Genomic DNA, 17,309 nt, shown 5'->3' on the forward strand with positions numbered 1-17,309 from the left:
CACGGACGTCGGTGCCGCCGATTAGGCTGAGTGCATGCCCCAGACCGTATCCCCTCCCTTCCCGTGGGGCGACGTCTGGGGGCAGGATGCCGCTGTCCAGACCCTCCGCGCTGCGGCGTCCGATCCCGCGGCGCTCTCGCACGCGTGGCTGATCACCGGGCCGCCCGGTTCCGGGCGCTCCACGCTCGCGTACGCGTTCGCCGCCGCTCTGGTCGCCGACAGGCCGGACGATGAGGCGACGATGCGGCAGGTCCTCGCCGGGACGCATCCCGACGTCACCGCACTGCGCACCGACAAGGTCATCATCACGATCGCGGAGGCGAGGTCGCTCGTCGAGCGCTCGTACTTCGCCCCCTCGGCCGGGCGCTACCGCGTGATCGTGGTCGAGGATGCCGACCGCATGGTCGAGCGGACGTCCAACGTGCTGCTCAAGGCGCTCGAAGAGCCTCCCGAGCAGACGGTGTGGGTGCTCTGCGCGCCGAGCGAGGCGGACCTGCTGCCCACCATCCGATCGCGCGTGCGGTCGCTGCGACTCCGAGAGCCCGACGTCGCCGACGTGGCCCGCCTGATCACCCTCCGCACCGGCGTCGACGCGGCCGTCGCCGAACAGGCCGCGCGCCATGCGCAGCGGCACATCGGCATGGCCCAGAGGCTCGCCACCGACGATGCCGCGCGGCGTCGTCGCGACGAGACGCTCCGGTCGGTGATCGGGGTGCGCGGCGTCAACGACGCGGTCGAGGTCGCTGGGCGCATCATCCAGGCGGCGACCGACGACGCGAAGGCGCTGACGGCCGAGCGCGACGCTGCCGAGCGGGCCACACTTCTGCGCACCGTGGGCATCGCCGAGGGGCAGGCCGTGCCGCCAGCGCTGCGGTCGCAGATCTCCGCGCTCGAAGACGAGCAGAAGAAGCGCGCGACCCGCAGCCTGCGCGACGGCATCGACCGCGTGCTCACCGATCTCCAGTCGCTGTTCCGAGACGTCGTCATGCTGCAGTTCGGGCGCGACGACGAGCTGATCAACAGCGAGCTTCGCGACGAACTCGCCGCACTCGCGTCCGCGTGGCCCGAGACACGTACCCTTGTCGTACTTGACCACCTTGCCGAGACCCGCCAGTCGCTGGAGCGCAACGTCGCACCGCTGCTCGCCCTGGAGAGCTTGCTCGTGACCGTCACGAGCGGGAGGACACCGTGACCGACCGACAGACTTCTCGCCTCCGCCGCGTCCTCGCGACCGTCGCCGGCCTCGCCGTGGCATCCGTCGCGCTCTCCGGCTGCCTCTACGCCATGATCCCCGAGGGGGCGGAGCCCAAGCCCTCCGTCACCAACGAACCCGACACAGAGGGCGTCAGCGACGACCTGATGCCGTTCTACGGCCAGACCCTCACGTGGACCGAGTGCGGCACCGGCTTCGACTGCACCGACGTCACGGCGCCGCTCGACTGGGAGAACCCCGGAGACGGAGAGATCACGCTCTCGGTGGTCCGTCACCAGGCGACCGGAACCGCACAGGGGTCGCTGCTCACCAACCCCGGCGGCCCGGGTGCCAGCGGCGTCGATCTCATCCGCGACAGCCTCGACTTCGCCGTCGGCGCCGACCTGATCGAGAACTTCGACGTGATCGGCTTCGATCCGCGAGGGGTCGGGCAGTCGACCGCTGTGACCTGCTTCGACGCCGCGGGCATGGACGAGTACCTGTACTCGATCCCGACGGCTCCGCGCGGGAGCGCCGACTGGGAGGCCGAGCTGCTGGCTGCGCACAAGAAGTTCGCCGACGCGTGCGAGGCGAACAGCGGCGGCATCCTCCCGTTCGTCACGACGATCAACGCGGCGCGCGACATGGACTTGATCCGTGCCGTCCTCGGCGACAAGCAGCTGAACTACCTGGGGTACTCGTACGGCACGTTCCTCGGCGCCACCTACGCGAACCTGTACCCGGAGAAGGCCGGACGTCTCGTGCTCGACGGAGCGATCGATCCGGCGGTGTCCGGGCTCGATGTGGGGGCGACGCAGGCGCTGGGCTTCGAATCGGCGCTCCGCGCCTACATGCAGGACTGCCTCGACTCCGGCCAGTGCCCCTTCAACGGATCCGTCGACGAGGCGATGGCCGACCTCGGAGCCCTGCTCGCGAGCGTCGACGCCGTGCCGCTGAAGAACGGCGACGGACGGATGCTCGGCGCCGACGCTCTCATGACCGCCATCATCGCCGCCCTGTACTCGCAGGACAGCTGGACCTACCTCACGCAGGCGTTCGACGAAGCACTGCAGGGCGACCCCTCGACGGCGTTCCTGCTCGCCGACTTCTACAACGGACGTGAGAACGGCAGCTACCTCGACAACTCCTCCGAGGCCTTCCGCGCGTACAACTGCATGGATTACCCGGTCGAAGATGATCCGGCCGCCGAGGCCGCGACGTCGGCGAAGATCGCCGAGGGTGCGCCGACCATCGCTCCGTACTGGGACGGTCCCGACTCCTGCTCGGTCTGGCCGTACCCGCCGACCGGTACCCGCGGGGAGATCACCGCGGAGGGCGCGGGGCCGATCCTCGTGATCGGCACGACCAACGACCCCGCCACCCCCTACGAGTGGTCGGAGTCGCTCGCAGACCAGCTGTCCGAAGGTGTGCTGATCACCCGGGTGGGCGAGGGGCACACCGGATACAACAAGGGCAACACGTGCGTGGACGGCGCCGTCGAGGCGTTCCTGCTCGACGACACGGTGCCGGAAGACGGTCTGCGCTGCGAGTGATCGCGGCCTCGCGCCGGACGGCTCCGACCTCGATTCGCGGTGCGCGTCCGGAACGGGTAATATCGATGATCGCGCCGCTTTAGCTCAGTCGGCAGAGCATTTCACTCGTAATGAAAAGGTCGTCAGTTCGATTCTGACAAGCGGCTCCACCAGGCCCCGTGATGCGAAGAACATCACGGGGCCTTCTGGTATCCCCGAGAGGTCTCGCTCCGGCGTACCCTCGGAGCATGGGTAGAGCGCTTCTCATCGTCGACGTGCAGAACGACTTCACCGAGGGGGGTGCTCTGGCCGTCGAGGGAGGGGATGCCGTGGCATCCGCCGTCTCCGCGTACCTCGACGCGCATGCCGGCGACTACGAGGTGATCGTGGCGTCGCGTGACTGGCATGATGCCGAGGGGGACAACGGCGGGCACTTCCACCCCGAGCCGGATTACGTCGACTCTTGGCCCGTGCACTGCGTCGCGGGCACGGAGGGAGCCGCGTACGACCCGCTCCTCGATACGGACGCCGTGACCCACCACGTGCACAAGGGGCAGGGCATCCCGGCGTACTCGATGTTCGAGGGCCGCACCGAGAGCGGCGAGACGGTGGGTGACATCCTCACCGGGGCGGGCGTGCTCCAGGCCGACATCGTCGGGATCGCCACCGATCACTGCGTTCGCGCATCGGCTCTCGACGCGATCGCGCACGGCGTGCAGGTGCGGATCCTCACGGACCTCATCGCGGGTGTCGCGCCGGAGCAGAGCCGAGCGGCGCTGGCCGAACTCGCGCACGCGGGCGCGGTGCTCGTCGAGAGTCGCGAGGCATGACCCGCAGTGTCCTGCTCCTGCGTGCCGTGAACGTCGGCGGTCGGGGCAAGGTGCCGATGGCGCGGCTGCGCGAGGTGCTGGCGCCCGAACTGGGTGATGACGTCTCGACGTACATCGCGAGCGGCAACGTCATCTGCGAGACCCCGTCGGACCCGGATGCCGCATGCTCTCGCGTCCGTGCGCTCATCGCCGAGGAGTTCGACGTCGACACCTCCGTCATCCACCGCTCCCATGCCGAGCTCGCTGCGGCCGTGGAGGAGCACCCGTTCCCCGATGCGTCGGAGAAGATGCTCCATGCGATGTTCCTCGAGAGCGACGCGCGCGACGGGGCGGTGGAGGCGCTGACGGAGAGGCTCGTGCCGGGGGAGCGCGTCGCGCTGGTCGGGCGGGAACTGTGGGTGGACTACGGCGAGGGCGGCGTGCAGAACACGCGCCTCACGAAGGCCGTGCTCGACAGGGCGCTGGGTGTCGCCGGCACGGCTCGTAATCTGCGCACGGTCCGCACACTCCTGCAGCTTTCCGCGTGAGACGACCCTTGATCGTCATCCGTTCAGTTCGATGCTGACGGCCGACGGTGGCAGGGCGCGGTGCGTCTGCAGGTCGACGCGACGCGTTCCGCAGTCGCTGCAGCGCACGTAGAGCACCTCGCCCTCACTGGTCGTGTGCTGCGACTGGACGAGCCAGGCGTGCTCGTGAGTGAGGGGAGCAGGGCAGGGGAGGGGCACCGTATGCAAGGAGGTCATGCCTCCAGCGTGATGTAATGGCGTTATGCATCTCAACCCTTACGGCGAGTACGCGGTCCTCCTGGCTGCCTCCCTGGCCAACGAGTGGCCCGCCGACCGCGCCGCGATCGAGAAGCGCACGCTGTCGATGGGCATGACGATGGTGTTCCCGCCGGAGTCCGACGATCACGAGCGCGTGCGCGAAGTGATCGACGACTGGCTCGAGATCGTCGATGAGGACGACCCCGCCGAGCGGGCGCGGATCCTGAACGACCAGATGGCCGAGGCAGCCGCGTATCCGCGACTCACGAACCACGACGGCGAAGGGTGGCACCTGCACTACCGCGATGATGTGGCGTCGCTGCCGTTCGTCCTCCGTGCGATCATCACCGTCGGGACCTCACTGCATCTCGTGACCCGGGGCATGGATCGCCTCGGCCGATGCGAGGCGTCGCCGTGCACCAACGTGGTCGTCGACATCACCCGCAACGGTCGGCAGCGCTTCTGCTCGGTGCGGTGCGCGAACAGAGCGGCGGTCCGGCGTCACCGCGCTCGGGCGAGCGCCTGACACCGGACCGCCGGTCCGCAGAGGGGGAGATCAGGCCGTCTGGCCGGCGTGCTTGCCCTCGGCCACCTCTTCGACGAGCTTCGCGTTGAACGCGGGCAGGTCGTCGGGGGTGCGGCTGGAGACGAGGCCGCTGTCTACGACGACCTCCTCGTCGACCCAGGTGGCGCCGGCGTTGCGGAGGTCGGTGGCCAGGCTCGGATAGCTCGTGAGGGTGCGGCCGTCGACGACACCCGCCTCGATGAGGATCCAGGCGCCGTGGCAGATGACGGCGACGGGCTTGTGCTGCTCGAAGAAGGTCCGAGCGAGGGCGATCGACGGCTTGTCGAGACGGAGGTGATCCGCGTTCACGACGCCGCCGGGAAGGACCAGTGCGTCGAACTCGTCGGCCTTCGCGGCATCCGCCGTCAGATCGACGTGCTGCACGTGCCCGTTCTTGCCGGTGATCTGCTGGCCCTCGGGAGCGATGAGGGTCGCACTCGCCCCTTCGGCCTGGACGGCCTCCCACGGGCTGGTCAGCTCGCTGTCCTCGAATCCATCGGTCGCGAGGAATGCCACGCGGCTGTCGGTCAGAGTCGCCATGATGCGTCCTTTCGTGGAGGTCTGGGTCCCCGGGTGAGGGACTCCTCGAGCCTCTCGCGAAGGGCACGGTACGAGGAAGGGGGTGGCCGGATCGCCAGGCGGATGCTACGGGTTCGGAGCGAATCGCGATCTCGGTGAGGGTGGGCCCCGTGGGGCTCGAACCCACGACCCGCGGATTAAAAGTCCGATGCTCTGCCAACTGAGCTAGAGGCCCGTGCTCCCAGTCTAGGGGCGCGCAGAAGGGGCCGCCGACGATTCGCATCGTCGACGGCCCCTGGATCATCTCACCGCCCTCCCCCTGGTGGCGAGACGGTTACCGAGAGTGCTCCTCGGTATGACGGGATCACATCGGGGGCATCAGCACCGAGTCGATGAGGTACACCGTGGCGTTGGCGGTCTGGACACCACCGCAGATGACCTTGGCGGAGTCGTTGACCATGATGTCGTCGCCGCTGCCGGTGACGGTGAGGTCAGCGCCCTGCACGGTGGTGTGCGTGCCGTCGATGTCGGACGGGGCGATCTGGCCGGGGATCACGTGGTACGTGAGGATCGAGCTCAGCGTGGCGCTGTCGGTCTTGAGCGACTCGATGGTGGCCGGGTCGATCTTCGCGAAGGCGTCGTCGACCGGAGCGAAGACGGTGAACTCGTCACCGTTCAGGGTGTCGACGAGGTTTACGTCGGGGTTGAGCTGACCGCTCACCGCGGAGACGAGAGTGGTGAGGAGCGGGTTGTTGGACGCGGCGACTGCGACCGGGTCCTTCGACATGCCCTCGACGGAGCCGGCGCCGTCCGGAACCTGCTCGGCGTATGCGGCGCAACCGGGGCCGACGAGGTCGCCAGCCGGGTCCATCGTCTCGGGAGCCGTCGACTCCGACGTCTCGGGTGCGGACGACTCGGCCGGCTCGTCGGTCGAACCGCCGCCCATGGAACATCCGGCGAGGATGAACGCGCTTGCCAGACCCAGGGTGATCGCTGCGGTGACCTTCTTCTTGGTGCTGAACATCTCGTGCTCCTTCAGAAACTGTGCCACGGCCTCTCCGTGGCGTTGACAGCTGTTCGGAACCCCTCGGAGATCGGATGGGAAAAAGTTCGGACGGGTTTCGGGAGCGCCGATTCCAATCCGTTTCGACCTCGGGTCACGAACACATCACGAGCAGTTCTTTTCCCTCACGTTCCGGTGACGGATGCGCGGGAAAGGCAGGAGGATGCGGCATGCTTGTAGAGATGGTCATCGACGGGATGGACGTACCCGAGGACGGTACGGCGAGGGATGCTGTCGCCGACCTTCTCATACGCATAGGCGAGGGTGACGAGCGTGCGCTCGCGGAGCTGTACGACTCGCTCTCGTCCCGCGTCTTCGGCCTCATCCTGCGCGTACTGGTGAACCGCTCGCAGAGCGAGGAGGTCCTCCAGGAGGTCTTTCTCGAGATCTGGCAATCCGCTACACGGTTCGCTCCGAACAAGGGGCAGGGAAGAACCTGGGTCATGACGATCGCGCACCGCCGTGCGGTCGACCGGGTCAGAGCGTCCCAGTCCAGCGCGGACCGGGATGTGAAGGCTGGGTACAGGGATATCGGGGTCGCGCACGACAGCGTCGCGGAACGGGTCGAACTGGGCATCGAGGGCGAGAAGGTCAGAAACGCCCTCGCAGGTCTTCCCGAGGCGCAGCGCGAAGCGCTCGTCCTCGCCTATTTCGGCGGATACAGTCAGAACGAAGTCGCGGTGCTCCTCGGAGCCCCGCTGGGGACCATCAAGACTCGGATGCGAGACGGACTGAGCCGTCTGCGCACAGCACTGGGGGTGACAGCATGAACGAGAACGAATTCGCAGAGCTCGCGGCAGGAGCTGCGCTCGGCGCGCTGTCGCCCGACGACCAGCAGCGCTACCACGCGGCTCTCGTCGCGAATCCGGAGTGGCAGAGGATCGCCGACGCGGATGCCGCGGTCGCGGCGATGCTCGCCGAGGGCGTGGCCCCGGTCGCGCCGCCTGTCGACCTCCGCTCCTCGCTGCTCGCTCGGATCGCGACCACGCCGCAGAACGGCGAGGTGTTCGTCGAATCGGCACCCGCCAACGGCTCCGCCCGGGAACCCGACTCCGAGGAGGGCGATGATCAGGCGTCCACCGCGTCGGACCGCCGTCCCGCGCTCGGCGGCGAGGCCGGTGCCAAGGCGCCCGCCCGACGCCTGCGTGTGCTCTTCGCGCTCGCTGCGTGCCTGGCACTGCTCGTCGGCGTCGGTGTCGGCACCGTCGCGCTCAACGACTACCTGAACCGCCCGGCGAGCGTCGTGGCACTGCAGGAGATCCAGTCCGCCGACGACGCCCAGCAGGGCAGCGTGGAGCTGGCCGACGGCGGCACGGCCACGGCCCACTGGTCGGCCTCGGTCGGCGAAGCCGTGCTCGTGGCCGACGGCATCGCCTCTCTGCCCGACGACCAGGACTACGAGCTGTGGTTCGTCCGCGGCGACCAGCCGATCTCGGCCGGCGTCTTCGAGGCGCAGGACGGCTCGGCCACCGCGCTGCTGTCCGGCGACATGCACGAGGGCGACGTGATCGCGATCACGGTCGAGCAGGCGGGTGGTTCGCCGAGCGGCGCCCCGACGTCGGATCCGATCGCGGCGATCCCGACCGCCTGACGTCGAGTCGCGCGTACCCTGGAGTGATGCCTGAGCAGTACTCCCGCCCCGTGCGTCGTCCGAGCAGCGCCTTCGACAACATCGTGGGTCGCCACGACCCGGCAGAGGAGACGCGCGTCGCGCATGCCACGGCATCCGCTCTCCTCACGAGGGTCCGCGCCGACGAGAGCGGCGCGAGCGCGGAGCGCCTCGTGGCGTTCACCGACGAGCACGGGATCGACGAGATCGCCGAGCTGTGGTCGAAGGCGCCGTCGCGCACGCTGCCCGGAGCTCTGTGGCGCCTGTACCTGCTGCAGCTCGCGATCCATGCCGACCCGCAGACCGCCGCGCTCCTCTACGAGCGGGGGCGGGTGGAGTTGCCCTCGGCGGATGCCGTCATCGCCGGTGCGCCGGTCCCGGCCAACCCGGATGAGCTCGTCGTGCTGATCGATACGATCCTGCGGGGAGCGTTCCGCGGCGACTTCGCGGTGGCGCTCGACCGCGCCGCCGCCTTCTGCCGCGTGCAGGCGTCTGGGGCGACGCACACCGCCGACGACTACGAGGTGACCGAACCGGCGAGGGCGAGCGAGCTGACCACGCGGGCGCTCCGCCTCAGCAGCTATGCGCAGGATCTGTCCGCGTCCGCCGTGCTGTGGCGCCAGGGCGCGCTGGCCTGACAGCCGGGCTGGCCTGGTCGTCGCGACCGAGCCCGGACAGGAGAAGACCGGGCCGCAAGAACGCCTCTCGGCGGAAGGCCGCTCGCAGCGGCGAAAATTGGAGCCCGGGGTTATGCGGCCCGGCCTGTACCAGTGTAACGCGATGCGGCGGCTGGTATTCCCCGCGTCGTAGGCTCTGATCATGGCTCAGCGATTCGCTCTCATGATCGACCCGGCAGAGGTCGATGCCGACCGCACCGACTTCGCAGACACCTTCACGAAGGTCGACGCCGCCGCCCCCGCGTTGAGCGTGGGGGAGCTCAGCACCCAGCGCGGCGACGGGGTCTTCGAGTCGATCGGGGTCGTCGACCGGCACGCGCAGGAGGTGGTGCCGCACCTCGAGCGTCTCGCGCACTCGGCGCGTCTGTGCGACCTGCCGGTGCCCAATCAGGCGCAGTGGCATCAGGCGGTGGATGCCGCTGCAGAAGGCTGCGGCGACGGCGAGTACGTCATCAAGCTCATCCTCAGCCGCGGCGTCGAGCACGGGCCGACGCCCACCGCATGGGTCACGGTCGCCCCGGCATCCGACTTCTCCGGCGTCCGCGAGAACGGCGTGCGCGTCGTCACCCTGGATCGCGGCTACGACCTCGACATCGCACAGCGCGCACCCTGGCTGCTGCTCGGCGCCAAGACGCTGTCGTACGCCGTGAACATGGCGGCGCTGCGCGAGGCCCACCGCCGTGGCGCCGACGACGCCGTCTTCCTCTCGCGCGACGGCTACGTGCTGGAGGCGCCGACCGCCTCTCTGATCCTCCGCAGCGGCGACCGATTCCTCACCCCGGCGCCGAACGGCGGCATCCTGCACGGCACCACGCAGCTGAGCGTGTACGAGTTCCTGACGGCACGTGGGTTCGCGGCCGACTACGACCGCATCCCGGCATCCGATCTGACGTCCGTCGACGCCGCGTGGCTCGTGTCGAGCGTGCGTCTGGCCGCTCCGATCACCGCCGTCGACGACGTCGAGATCCCCGTCGATCACGCCTTCACGGCCGAGCTGAACGAGTACCTGCTCTCGCCCCGCGACTGAGGACGAACGCCGCGGCCGGTGCGTCCGCGAGGGACACACCGGCCGGAGGGTGAGGTCTGGTTTCTCCCGGACTCAGCCGAAGCGGCCCGAGACGTAGTCCTCGGTGGCCTGCACCGACGGCGTCGTGAAGATCGTGCTGGTGTCGTCGTACTCGATGAGCTTGCCCGGCTTGCCGGTTCCCGCGATGTTGAAGAACGCCGTCTTGTCGGAGACGCGGCTCGCCTGCTGCATGTTGTGCGTGACGATGACGACCGTGTACTCCTGCTTGATCTCGGCGATGAGCTCCTCGATCGCGAAGGTCGAGATCGGGTCGAGCGCCGAGCACGGCTCGTCCATGAGGATCACGTCGGGGGAGACGGCGATCGCGCGGGCGATGCACAGACGCTGCTGCTGACCGCCCGAGAGACCGGAGCCCGGCTTGTCGAGGCGGTCCTTGACCTCGTTCCAGAGGTTCGCGCCGCGCAGCGACTTCTCGACGAGGGCGTCCTGATCGCTCTTCGCCATGCGCGAGTTGTTGAGCTTCACCCCGGCGAGGACGTTCTCCTTGATCGACATCGTCGGGAACGGGTTCGGACGCTGGAAGACCATGCCGACCTGCCGGCGCACGAGCACCGGGTCGACGCTGGCGCCGTAGAGGTTCTTGCCGTCGATCAGCACCTCGCCCTCGACGCGTGCGCCGGGGATGACCTCGTGCATGCGGTTCAGGGTGCGCAGGAAGGTGGACTTCCCGCACCCGGACGGGCCGATGAAAGCCGTGACGGTGTTCGGCTTGATGTCGATGTTGACGCCCTCGACGGCGAGGAAGTCGCCGTAGTAGACGTTGAGGTCGTTGACTTCGATGCTCTTGGACACGAGTGATCCTTCTTGTTCGGTCGGGTGGGGGCGGCTCAGCGGCCGGCAGTCTTGGGGGCGAACACCTTGGCGATGATCCTCGCCAGCAGGTTCAGCACCATCACGATGAGGATGAGGGTCAGGGCGGACGCCCAGGCGCGGTCGAGATACGCATCGACGGGGATGCCGGGGTACTTCGCCTGCATGTACGAGAACACCGGGAGGGTGGCCATCTGCCCGCTGAACATGTTCGTGTTCATGCCCTGCACGATGCCGACCGTGAGCAGCAGCGGGGCGGTCTCGCCGATCACCCGGGAGATGGCGAGCATGATCGACGTCGTGATGCCGGCGATGGCCGTCGGCAGCACGACCTTGAGGATCGTCAGCCACTTCGGCACGCCGAGCGCGTACGCCGCCTCGCGGAGCTCGTTCGGCACGATGCGCAGCAGCTCCTCCGAGCCGCGGACCACGACGGGGATCATCAGCACCGACAGGGCGAGCGAGCCCATGATGCCCATCCTCGTTCCCGGCCCGACGATGAGGGCGAAGACCGAGTAGATGAACAGACCGGCGACGATCGACGGGATGCCGGTCATGACGTCGACGAGGAACGTGATGCCGCGCGCGAGCTTGCGGCCCTCGCCGTACTCCACGAGGTAGATCGACGTCATGAGACCGATCGGCACCGAGATGATCGTCGCTCCGAGCGTGATGAGCAGGGTTCCCCAGATGGCGTGGACGGCGCCGCCGCCCTCGCCGACGATGTTGCGCATCGAGAAGCTGAAGAACTCTCCGTCGAAGCGCGCGAGGCCGTTCACGACGACCGTGTAGAGCAGCGAGACGAGGGGGAGCAGGGCGACCACGAAGGCGCCGGAGACGAGTGCGGTCATGAGACGGTCGACGGCATGACGGCGGCTCTCCACCACGGACGAGACCACGAAGATCAGCACCATGTAGAGCAGCAGTCCGACGACGAGCGTCAGGGCGATGTTGAAGTCGGCGGGGTCGCCGCCGGCGTTCATGAACGCGAACACCGTCGCGGACACGACGAACGCCACGAGCAGCAGGGCCCACGGCATCCACTTCGCCAGGTGGCCGGCCGAGGTCGTGTGCGTGGTCGCCGCGACCGGGGTGGGGGTCATGGTGGCGGTCATGTCAGTTGGCTCCCGAGAACTCGGCGCGACGCGAGACGATCCAGCGGGCGATGAAGTTGACGACGAAGGTGACGATGAACAGGATCAGACCGGCCGCGATGAGGGTGTTGACGCCCTCGTCGTGAGCCTCGGGGAAGCGCAGTGCGATGATCGCGGGGATCGTCGTCGGGTTCTCCGGGTTGATCAGGTTGAACGTGATGATGCCGAGCGGCGAGAGCACGAGGGTCACGGCCATGGTCTCGCCGAGCGCGCGGCCGAGGCCGAGCATGGCGCCCGAGACCATGCCGCTGCGGGCGAACGGCAGCACGGCCATGCGCACCATCTCCCAGCGCGTGGCGCCGAGGGCCAGGGCGGCCTCCTCGTGCAGCTTCGGCGTCTGCAGGAACACCTCGCGGCAGATGGCGGTCATGATCGGGAGGATCATGACCGCGAGCACGAGGGATGCCGTGAGGATGGTCTTGCCGGTGCCGGACGGCGTGCCGCCGAAGAGCGGGATCCAGCCGAGGTTCTCGTTGAGCCACTTGTAGAAGGGCACGAGCATCGGCGCGAAGGTGAGTGCGCCCCAGAGGCCGAAGACGACCGAGGGCACGGCGGCGAGCAGGTCGATGATGTAGCCCAGCACTCCCGCGAGGCGGCGAGGGGCGTAGTGCGAGATGAACAGCGCGATGCCGATCGCGATCGGTGCGGCGATGACGAGGGCGATGAGGCTCGACCACAGGGTTCCGAACACGAACGGCCACACCCAGGAGAGGAACTGCTGTCCGTCGAGGATGTGGTTGTTCGAGGTGTCGGGCGACAGCGCGGGGATCGCCTGCACGATGAGGAAGATCGCGACGGCGGCGAGGGTGATGAGGATGACGATGCCGGCCCCGAGTGCGGTGCCGGAGAAGACGAGATCGCCCCGTCGGCGCAGGGCGGTGCGCGACCCGGGTGAACGGGTTTCTTGGCCCGTTGTGGTGGTGGTCATCTGAGCGGCTCCACGGTGTGCTCTGAGGGGCTTTCGGGTGTTCTCATGCGGGTGCCCCCGGGTGTCGGTCGAGATCCTGTCGACCGACACCCGGGGGCGCCGGGACCGGAGCTCAGCCAGTGGCTGAGCTCACGATCACTCGGTGACGATCGCGTCGATCGCGGTGTTGATCTGGTCGCGCAGGCTGTCCGAGATCGGCGCGCTGCCTGCGGCCTCGGCAGCAGCGTCCTGACCCTCGGCCGAGGCGACGTACTGGAAGTAAGCCTTCACGAGGCCGGCGGTCTCGGCGTCGTCGTACTCGACGCAGCCGATGAGGTACGACACCAGGGCGATCGGGTAGGAGCCGGCGGGAGCGGCTGCCGGGTCGACCGCGTAGGCGAGGTCGTGGTCGGAGCGACCCTCCTCGAGCGGCGACGCCTCGACGAGCGCGGCGGCGGCCTCGGCGGAGTATGCGACGTACTCGCCCCCGACCTCGACGGCGACCTGTCCGAGGTCGGAGGTGCGCGAGGCGTCGGCGAAGCCGATGTAGCCCGAGCCGTTGGTGATGGCGTCGACCACGCCCGAGGTCCCGTCGCCGGCCTCACCGGTCGACAGCGGCCACTCGTCGCTGGCCTCGTAGGTCCACACGTCGGGGGCGACGGCGCTGAGGTACTTGGTGAAGGTCTCCTGCGTGCCGGACGCGTCGGCGCGGTGCACGGGCACGATGGCCTGGTCGGGCAGGTCGACGCCCTCGTTCTGGTCGGCGATGGCCGGGTCGTTCCACTTCGTGATGGTGCCCGAGAAGATGCCGGCGAGGGTCTTGCCGTCGAGGTTCAGCTCGTCGATGCCCTCGAGGTTGAACGCGACGGCGACGGGCGAGATGTAGACGGGGATCTCGACGATCTCGTCGGAGGCGCAGGAGCCGAAGCCGCCCTTGGCGAGCTCGTCGGTGTTGAACGCGCGGTCCGATCCGATGAAGTTCGAGGAGCCGGCGATGAAGTTCTCGCGGCCCGTGCCCGAACCGGTCGCGGTGTAGTTGACGGTCACGTCGGGGTTGGCCGTCTGGAAGGCGGCGACCCAGGACTGCTGCGCGGCCTCCTGGGAGGAGGCGCCGGTCGCGTCGAGGCTGCCGGACAGCGTGGAGTCGCTGGGGGCGTCGGACGACCCGCTGCCGCCTTCGTTCGCGGCACAGCCGGCGAGAGCGAGAGCGGCGACGGCGCCGACGGCGCCGATACGTGCGATTCGGGAGATCTTCACTGTGGATCCTTCGATCATGGATGGGTGGGGCCCGGTGCAGGGCACACAGTGACGCTAGGTGCGGCGGTTAACGAGACTCGACCGCGCAGGTGAACGGAAGGTGAACGACCGGCGACTCTCTGGGGACGATCCCCGTGATCATGCGGAGAATCCGGGCACCGCTTCCGCCGCCGGGCGCGCGACCGCGATCAGACCTTCGGGCTGTGCGTCTCGATCGCGATGATCCCGGAGCCGGGGTTCGACGAGGACAGGTGCACGACCGAGAAGGCTCCCGGCTCGAGGTCGGCGGCGCTGCTGACGTACGAGCCCTGGATCGTGCCGGTCGCGAGGGCGATCTCGGACAGGATGCCGGGCAGAACGGGCCCGTGGCTGCAGACCACCGACGGCTTGCCGGAGCGGACCCGGCGGCCGATGATCGACCTCAGGTCGTCGGTGCCGTCCTCCCAGGCGTCCTGGCTGATCTTCGCGGTCCTCACGGACTTGCGATCGAGGGACTTCGCGAGGGGCTTCACGGTCTGCACGCAGCGGACGGCATCGCTCGTCACGATGCGCCGGACCCCGAACGCCCGCAGCGGGCCGACGATGGAGTCGGCCTGGCGGCGTCCGCGCTCGGTCAGCGGGCGCGCGGCATCCGCTCCGTCCCACTCGGATCGGGGGAGCGCCTTCGCGTGCCGGAGAGCGATCACGGGGAAGGTGCGCAGCGCCCCGTCATCGACGAGCTTCGCGAAGAAGTCGAGGATCTCCAGGTCGACCGGATAGCTCAGCCGCGAGCGCGCCTTCTTCAGCGTCACCCACTCGAGGGCGGCGATCTCCCGGTTGGGGACGAACGTCGATTCGCGGATCGCGTCGGGCGTGGCCTCCGCGGCCCAGTAGTGCACGACCTTCTGCTTGGTCGACGGCAGGTGGTAGCGGCTCACGCCGACGGGGACCCCGAGCGAGACGCGGATCCCGGTCTCCTCGTGCACCTCCCGCACGGCGGTCTCGGCCAGCATCTCCCCGGGATCCACCTTGCCCTTGGGGAGAGTGACGTCGCGGTACTTCGTGCGGTGGATCAGCAGGATGTGCAGCTTGTCGTCGACGAGGCGCCACACGACGGCGCCTGCCGCGTACACGGCCTTGTCGGTCCACTTCGAGCGGGTCGCCCGAGCCGTGGCCTGCGGGGTCATCGAACCGCCCGCGCCCGACGACGTCGCTGGATGAGTCCCATGGTCTTATCCTGCAGGTCGGTGAGCGGGTTGCCGTCGGCATCCTCGGCGTGGCGGGTCCACACGCCGTCCTCGCCGAGGTGCCACGACGAGGTGCCCGGGGCCATGGCGAGGTCGAAGAAGGCCAGCAGATCCTGCATGTGCACGGGGTCGGTGACCCGCACCAGGGCCTCGACGCGGCGATCGAGGTTGCGGTGCATCATGTCGGCGCTGCCGATGTGCACCTGCGGGTCGCCGTCGTTCTCGAACGCGAAGATCCGGGAGTGCTCGAGATAGCGGCCGAGGATGCTGCGCACGGTGATGTTGTCGCTGATGCCCTCGAGGTCGGTGCGGAGGCTGCAGATGCCGCGCACCCACACGTCGACCTTCACCCCGGCCGCGCTCGCACGGTACAGCGCGTCGATGATCTCCTCGTCGACCATCGAGTTCACCTTGATGCGGATGTGCGCGGGCTTCCCCGACTCGGCGTGCTTGCGCTCGGCATCGATGAGACGGACGAGTCCTTTGCGCAGGTGCAGCGGGGCGACGAGCAGACGCTTGAACTTCTTCTCGATCGCGTAGCCGCTCAGCTCGTTGAAGAGACGCGTCAGGTCCTTGCCGACCTGCGGGTCGGTGGTGAACAGGCCGAAGTCCTCGTAGATGCGGCTGGTCTTCGGGTTGTAGTTGCCCGTCCCGATGTGCGAGTAGTGGCGCAGCACGCCCTCCTCCTCGCGGATCACGAGGGCGAGCTTGCAGTGGGTCTTCAGCCCGACGAGGCCGTACACGACATGAACGCCCGCCTTCTCCAGCTTGCGGGCCCAGACGATGTTGTTCGCCTCGTCGAAGCGCGCCTTGACCTCGACGAGCGCGAGCACCTGCTTACCGGCCTCGGCGGCGTCGATCAGGGCCTCGACGATGGGGCTGTCACCCGACGTGCGGTACAGCGTCTGCTTGATGGCCAGCACATGCGGGTCGCGGGCCGCCTGCTCGAGGAAGGCGACGACGCTCGTCGTGAACGACTCGTACGGGTGGTGCACGAGCACATCGGACTTGCGGATCGCCTTGAAGATGTCGGCGCGGGTGTTGCTGCCGGTGGGCTGGAAGGCGACGGCCGTGGTGGGCAGGTGCGGCGGGTAGCGGAGGTCCGGACGGTCGATCCGCGACAGGTCGAAGAGGCCGCGCAGGTCGAGCGGTCCGGGGAGGCGGTAGACCTCCTGGTCGGTGATGTCGAGCTCGCGGGCGAGCAGGTCCATCGTGACCTCGTCCATATCGTCGGTGATCTCGAGACGGATGGGCGGGCCGAAGCGGCGCCGCAGCAGCTCGGCCTCGAGCGCCTGGATGAGGTTCTCGCTCTCGTCCTCCTCGATCTCGACGTCTTCGTTGCGCGTCAGCCGGAACGCGTGATGGTCGAGCACCTCCATCCCGGGGAAGAGGTCGCCGAGATGATTGGCGATGAGCTCCTCGAGACGCAGGAACCTCTTGATCTCACCGGTCCCTGGAACCTCGACGAAGCGCGGCAGCATCGGCGGCACCTTCAGGCGCGCGAACTCCTGACGACCGGTGCGGGCGTTGCGGATCCGGATCGCGAGATTGAGCGACAGGCCGGAGATGTACGGGAACGGATGCGCGGGGTCGACCGCCAGCGGCATCAGCACGGGGAAGACCTGCGCGCCGAAGTACTCGGACAGGGCCTCGCGCTCGGCGTCGGTCAGGTCGGACCACTCGGTGATCTCGATGCCGGCGTCGGCCAGGGCGGGTCGGACCAGCGAGGTCCAGGCGGCGGCGTGGCGCAGCTGCAGGGCGTGGGCCTCGCGGGAGATGTCGGCGAGGGCGTCCACGGGGGAGCGGCCGATGTTCGTCGGAACGGCGAGACCCGTCACGATGCGCCGCTTGAGACCCGCGACGCGCACCATGAAGAACTCGTCGAGGTTGCTCGCGAAGATGGCGAGGAAGTTCGCGCGCTCGAGCTCCGGGAGGCTCGGATCCTCCGCCAGCTCCAGCACCCGCTGGTTGAACGCGAGCCAGCTCAGCTCGCGGTCGAGGTAGCGGTGGTCCGGCAGCTGGGAGTCAGGCGCCTCGATGGCATCGAAGTCGTCGTCTTCGGCATCACCGAGACCGGCGTCGGCGAGAGCGGGATCGATCATGGGGTACATCTAAGC

Annotated in this window: 18 protein-coding genes and 2 tRNA genes; 10 read left to right on the plus strand and 10 right to left on the minus strand. The window is 68.6% G+C overall.

Annotated features, from left to right (window positions below):
- The first annotated feature begins 34 nt into the window (after window positions 1-34).
- From RAC69_RS06855 to RAC69_RS06875, 5 genes are all read left to right on the plus strand, one after another.
- Window positions 35-1,192, plus strand: a complete 1,158-nt coding sequence (locus tag RAC69_RS06855) for a DNA polymerase III subunit delta' (protein WP_375086071.1) — start codon at window positions 35-37, stop codon at window positions 1,190-1,192.
- On the plus strand, window positions 1,189-2,745 hold the full coding sequence (locus tag RAC69_RS06860; RefSeq protein ID WP_341933714.1) for an alpha/beta hydrolase: 1,557 nt from the start codon (window positions 1,189-1,191) through the stop codon (window positions 2,743-2,745). The genes RAC69_RS06855 and RAC69_RS06860 overlap by 4 nt, the downstream gene beginning before the upstream one ends.
- Before the next feature lie 73 nt (window positions 2,746-2,818).
- Window positions 2,819-2,894: transfer RNA gene (locus RAC69_RS06865), tRNA-Thr, on the plus strand.
- 78 nt (window positions 2,895-2,972) lie between these two features.
- Window positions 2,973-3,554 carry an isochorismatase family protein gene (locus RAC69_RS06870; protein WP_375086073.1) on the plus strand — a complete coding sequence of 194 codons (582 nt, stop codon included), beginning with the start codon at window positions 2,973-2,975 and terminating at the stop codon, window positions 3,552-3,554.
- Complete coding sequence (locus RAC69_RS06875; RefSeq protein ID WP_341933716.1) at window positions 3,551-4,081, plus strand: DUF1697 domain-containing protein; 531 nt, start codon at window positions 3,551-3,553, stop codon at window positions 4,079-4,081. Before RAC69_RS06870 ends, RAC69_RS06875 begins: the two co-directional genes overlap by 4 nt.
- Before the next feature lie 15 nt (window positions 4,082-4,096).
- Here RAC69_RS06875 and RAC69_RS06880 read toward each other — a convergent pair whose 3' ends face one another.
- Entirely contained in the window at window positions 4,097-4,297 is a 201-nt protein-coding gene (locus tag RAC69_RS06880; RefSeq protein WP_375086075.1) for a hypothetical protein, read from the minus strand.
- A 25-nt stretch (window positions 4,298-4,322) separates the two neighbouring features.
- Between RAC69_RS06880 and RAC69_RS06885 the strand changes: the two genes are divergently transcribed.
- Complete coding sequence (locus RAC69_RS06885) at window positions 4,323-4,844, plus strand: CGNR zinc finger domain-containing protein (protein ID WP_375086076.1); 522 nt, start codon at window positions 4,323-4,325, stop codon at window positions 4,842-4,844.
- A gap of 30 nt (window positions 4,845-4,874) precedes the next feature.
- On the opposite strand, the gene RAC69_RS06890 is transcribed toward RAC69_RS06885, so the two are convergent.
- From RAC69_RS06890 to RAC69_RS06900, 3 genes are all read right to left on the minus strand, one after another.
- Entirely contained in the window at window positions 4,875-5,423 is a 549-nt protein-coding gene (locus tag RAC69_RS06890) for a type 1 glutamine amidotransferase domain-containing protein (protein WP_341933719.1), read from the minus strand.
- A 141-nt stretch (window positions 5,424-5,564) separates the two neighbouring features.
- Window positions 5,565-5,637: transfer RNA gene (locus RAC69_RS06895), tRNA-Lys, on the minus strand.
- Between the two features lie 129 nt (window positions 5,638-5,766).
- Entirely contained in the window at window positions 5,767-6,426 is a 660-nt protein-coding gene (locus tag RAC69_RS06900) for a fasciclin domain-containing protein (RefSeq protein WP_375086136.1), read from the minus strand.
- A 209-nt stretch (window positions 6,427-6,635) separates the two neighbouring features.
- On the opposite strand from RAC69_RS06900, the gene sigK reads away from it, so the two are divergent.
- From sigK to RAC69_RS06920, 4 genes are all read left to right on the plus strand, one after another.
- Window positions 6,636-7,235 carry an ECF RNA polymerase sigma factor SigK gene (sigK, locus tag RAC69_RS06905; protein ID WP_341933721.1) on the plus strand — a complete coding sequence of 200 codons (600 nt, stop codon included), beginning with the start codon at window positions 6,636-6,638 and terminating at the stop codon, window positions 7,233-7,235.
- Window positions 7,232-8,056, plus strand: a complete 825-nt coding sequence (locus RAC69_RS06910) for an anti-sigma factor domain-containing protein (protein WP_375086078.1) — start codon at window positions 7,232-7,234, stop codon at window positions 8,054-8,056. The genes sigK and RAC69_RS06910 overlap by 4 nt, the downstream gene beginning before the upstream one ends.
- Window positions 8,057-8,082: 26 nt before the next feature.
- Window positions 8,083-8,712, plus strand: coding sequence for a DNA-directed RNA polymerase subunit beta (locus RAC69_RS06915; RefSeq protein WP_375086079.1), 630 nt, complete (start codon window positions 8,083-8,085; stop codon window positions 8,710-8,712).
- Window positions 8,713-8,893: 181 nt separating this feature from the next.
- Window positions 8,894-9,778, plus strand: coding sequence for an aminodeoxychorismate lyase (locus tag RAC69_RS06920; RefSeq protein ID WP_375086081.1), 885 nt, complete (start codon window positions 8,894-8,896; stop codon window positions 9,776-9,778).
- Between the two features lie 72 nt (window positions 9,779-9,850).
- Here the strand turns inward: RAC69_RS06920 and pstB are convergent, their stop codons facing one another.
- The 6 genes from pstB to RAC69_RS06950 form a co-directional block, all read right to left on the minus strand.
- The gene (gene pstB / locus RAC69_RS06925) at window positions 9,851-10,630 is read right to left on the minus strand and encodes a phosphate ABC transporter ATP-binding protein PstB (RefSeq protein WP_251587067.1); all 780 of its coding nucleotides are present in this window, start codon (window positions 10,628-10,630) and stop codon (window positions 9,851-9,853) included.
- A 35-nt stretch (window positions 10,631-10,665) separates the two neighbouring features.
- Window positions 10,666-11,763, minus strand: coding sequence for a phosphate ABC transporter permease PstA (gene pstA / locus RAC69_RS06930; RefSeq protein WP_341933725.1), 1,098 nt, complete (start codon window positions 11,761-11,763; stop codon window positions 10,666-10,668).
- Window position 11,764: 1 nt separating this feature from the next.
- On the minus strand, window positions 11,765-12,730 hold the full coding sequence (pstC, locus tag RAC69_RS06935; protein WP_341933726.1) for a phosphate ABC transporter permease subunit PstC: 966 nt from the start codon (window positions 12,728-12,730) through the stop codon (window positions 11,765-11,767).
- A gap of 135 nt (window positions 12,731-12,865) precedes the next feature.
- The gene (pstS, locus tag RAC69_RS06940; RefSeq protein WP_375086083.1) at window positions 12,866-13,966 is read right to left on the minus strand and encodes a phosphate ABC transporter substrate-binding protein PstS; all 1,101 of its coding nucleotides are present in this window, start codon (window positions 13,964-13,966) and stop codon (window positions 12,866-12,868) included.
- Between the two features lie 188 nt (window positions 13,967-14,154).
- Window positions 14,155-15,132: an NUDIX domain-containing protein gene (locus tag RAC69_RS06945; protein WP_375086085.1), complete on the minus strand. Its 978-nt coding sequence runs from the start codon at window positions 15,130-15,132 to the stop codon at window positions 14,155-14,157.
- Window positions 15,129-17,294, minus strand: coding sequence for an RNA degradosome polyphosphate kinase (locus RAC69_RS06950; protein WP_375086087.1), 2,166 nt, complete (start codon window positions 17,292-17,294; stop codon window positions 15,129-15,131). Before RAC69_RS06950 ends, RAC69_RS06945 begins: the two co-directional genes overlap by 4 nt.
- Window positions 17,295-17,309: the final 15 nt, after the last annotated feature.

This window comes from Microbacterium sp. LS_15 (assembly GCF_041954735.1).
Taxonomy (GTDB): Bacteria; Actinomycetota; Actinomycetes; order Actinomycetales; family Microbacteriaceae; genus Microbacterium.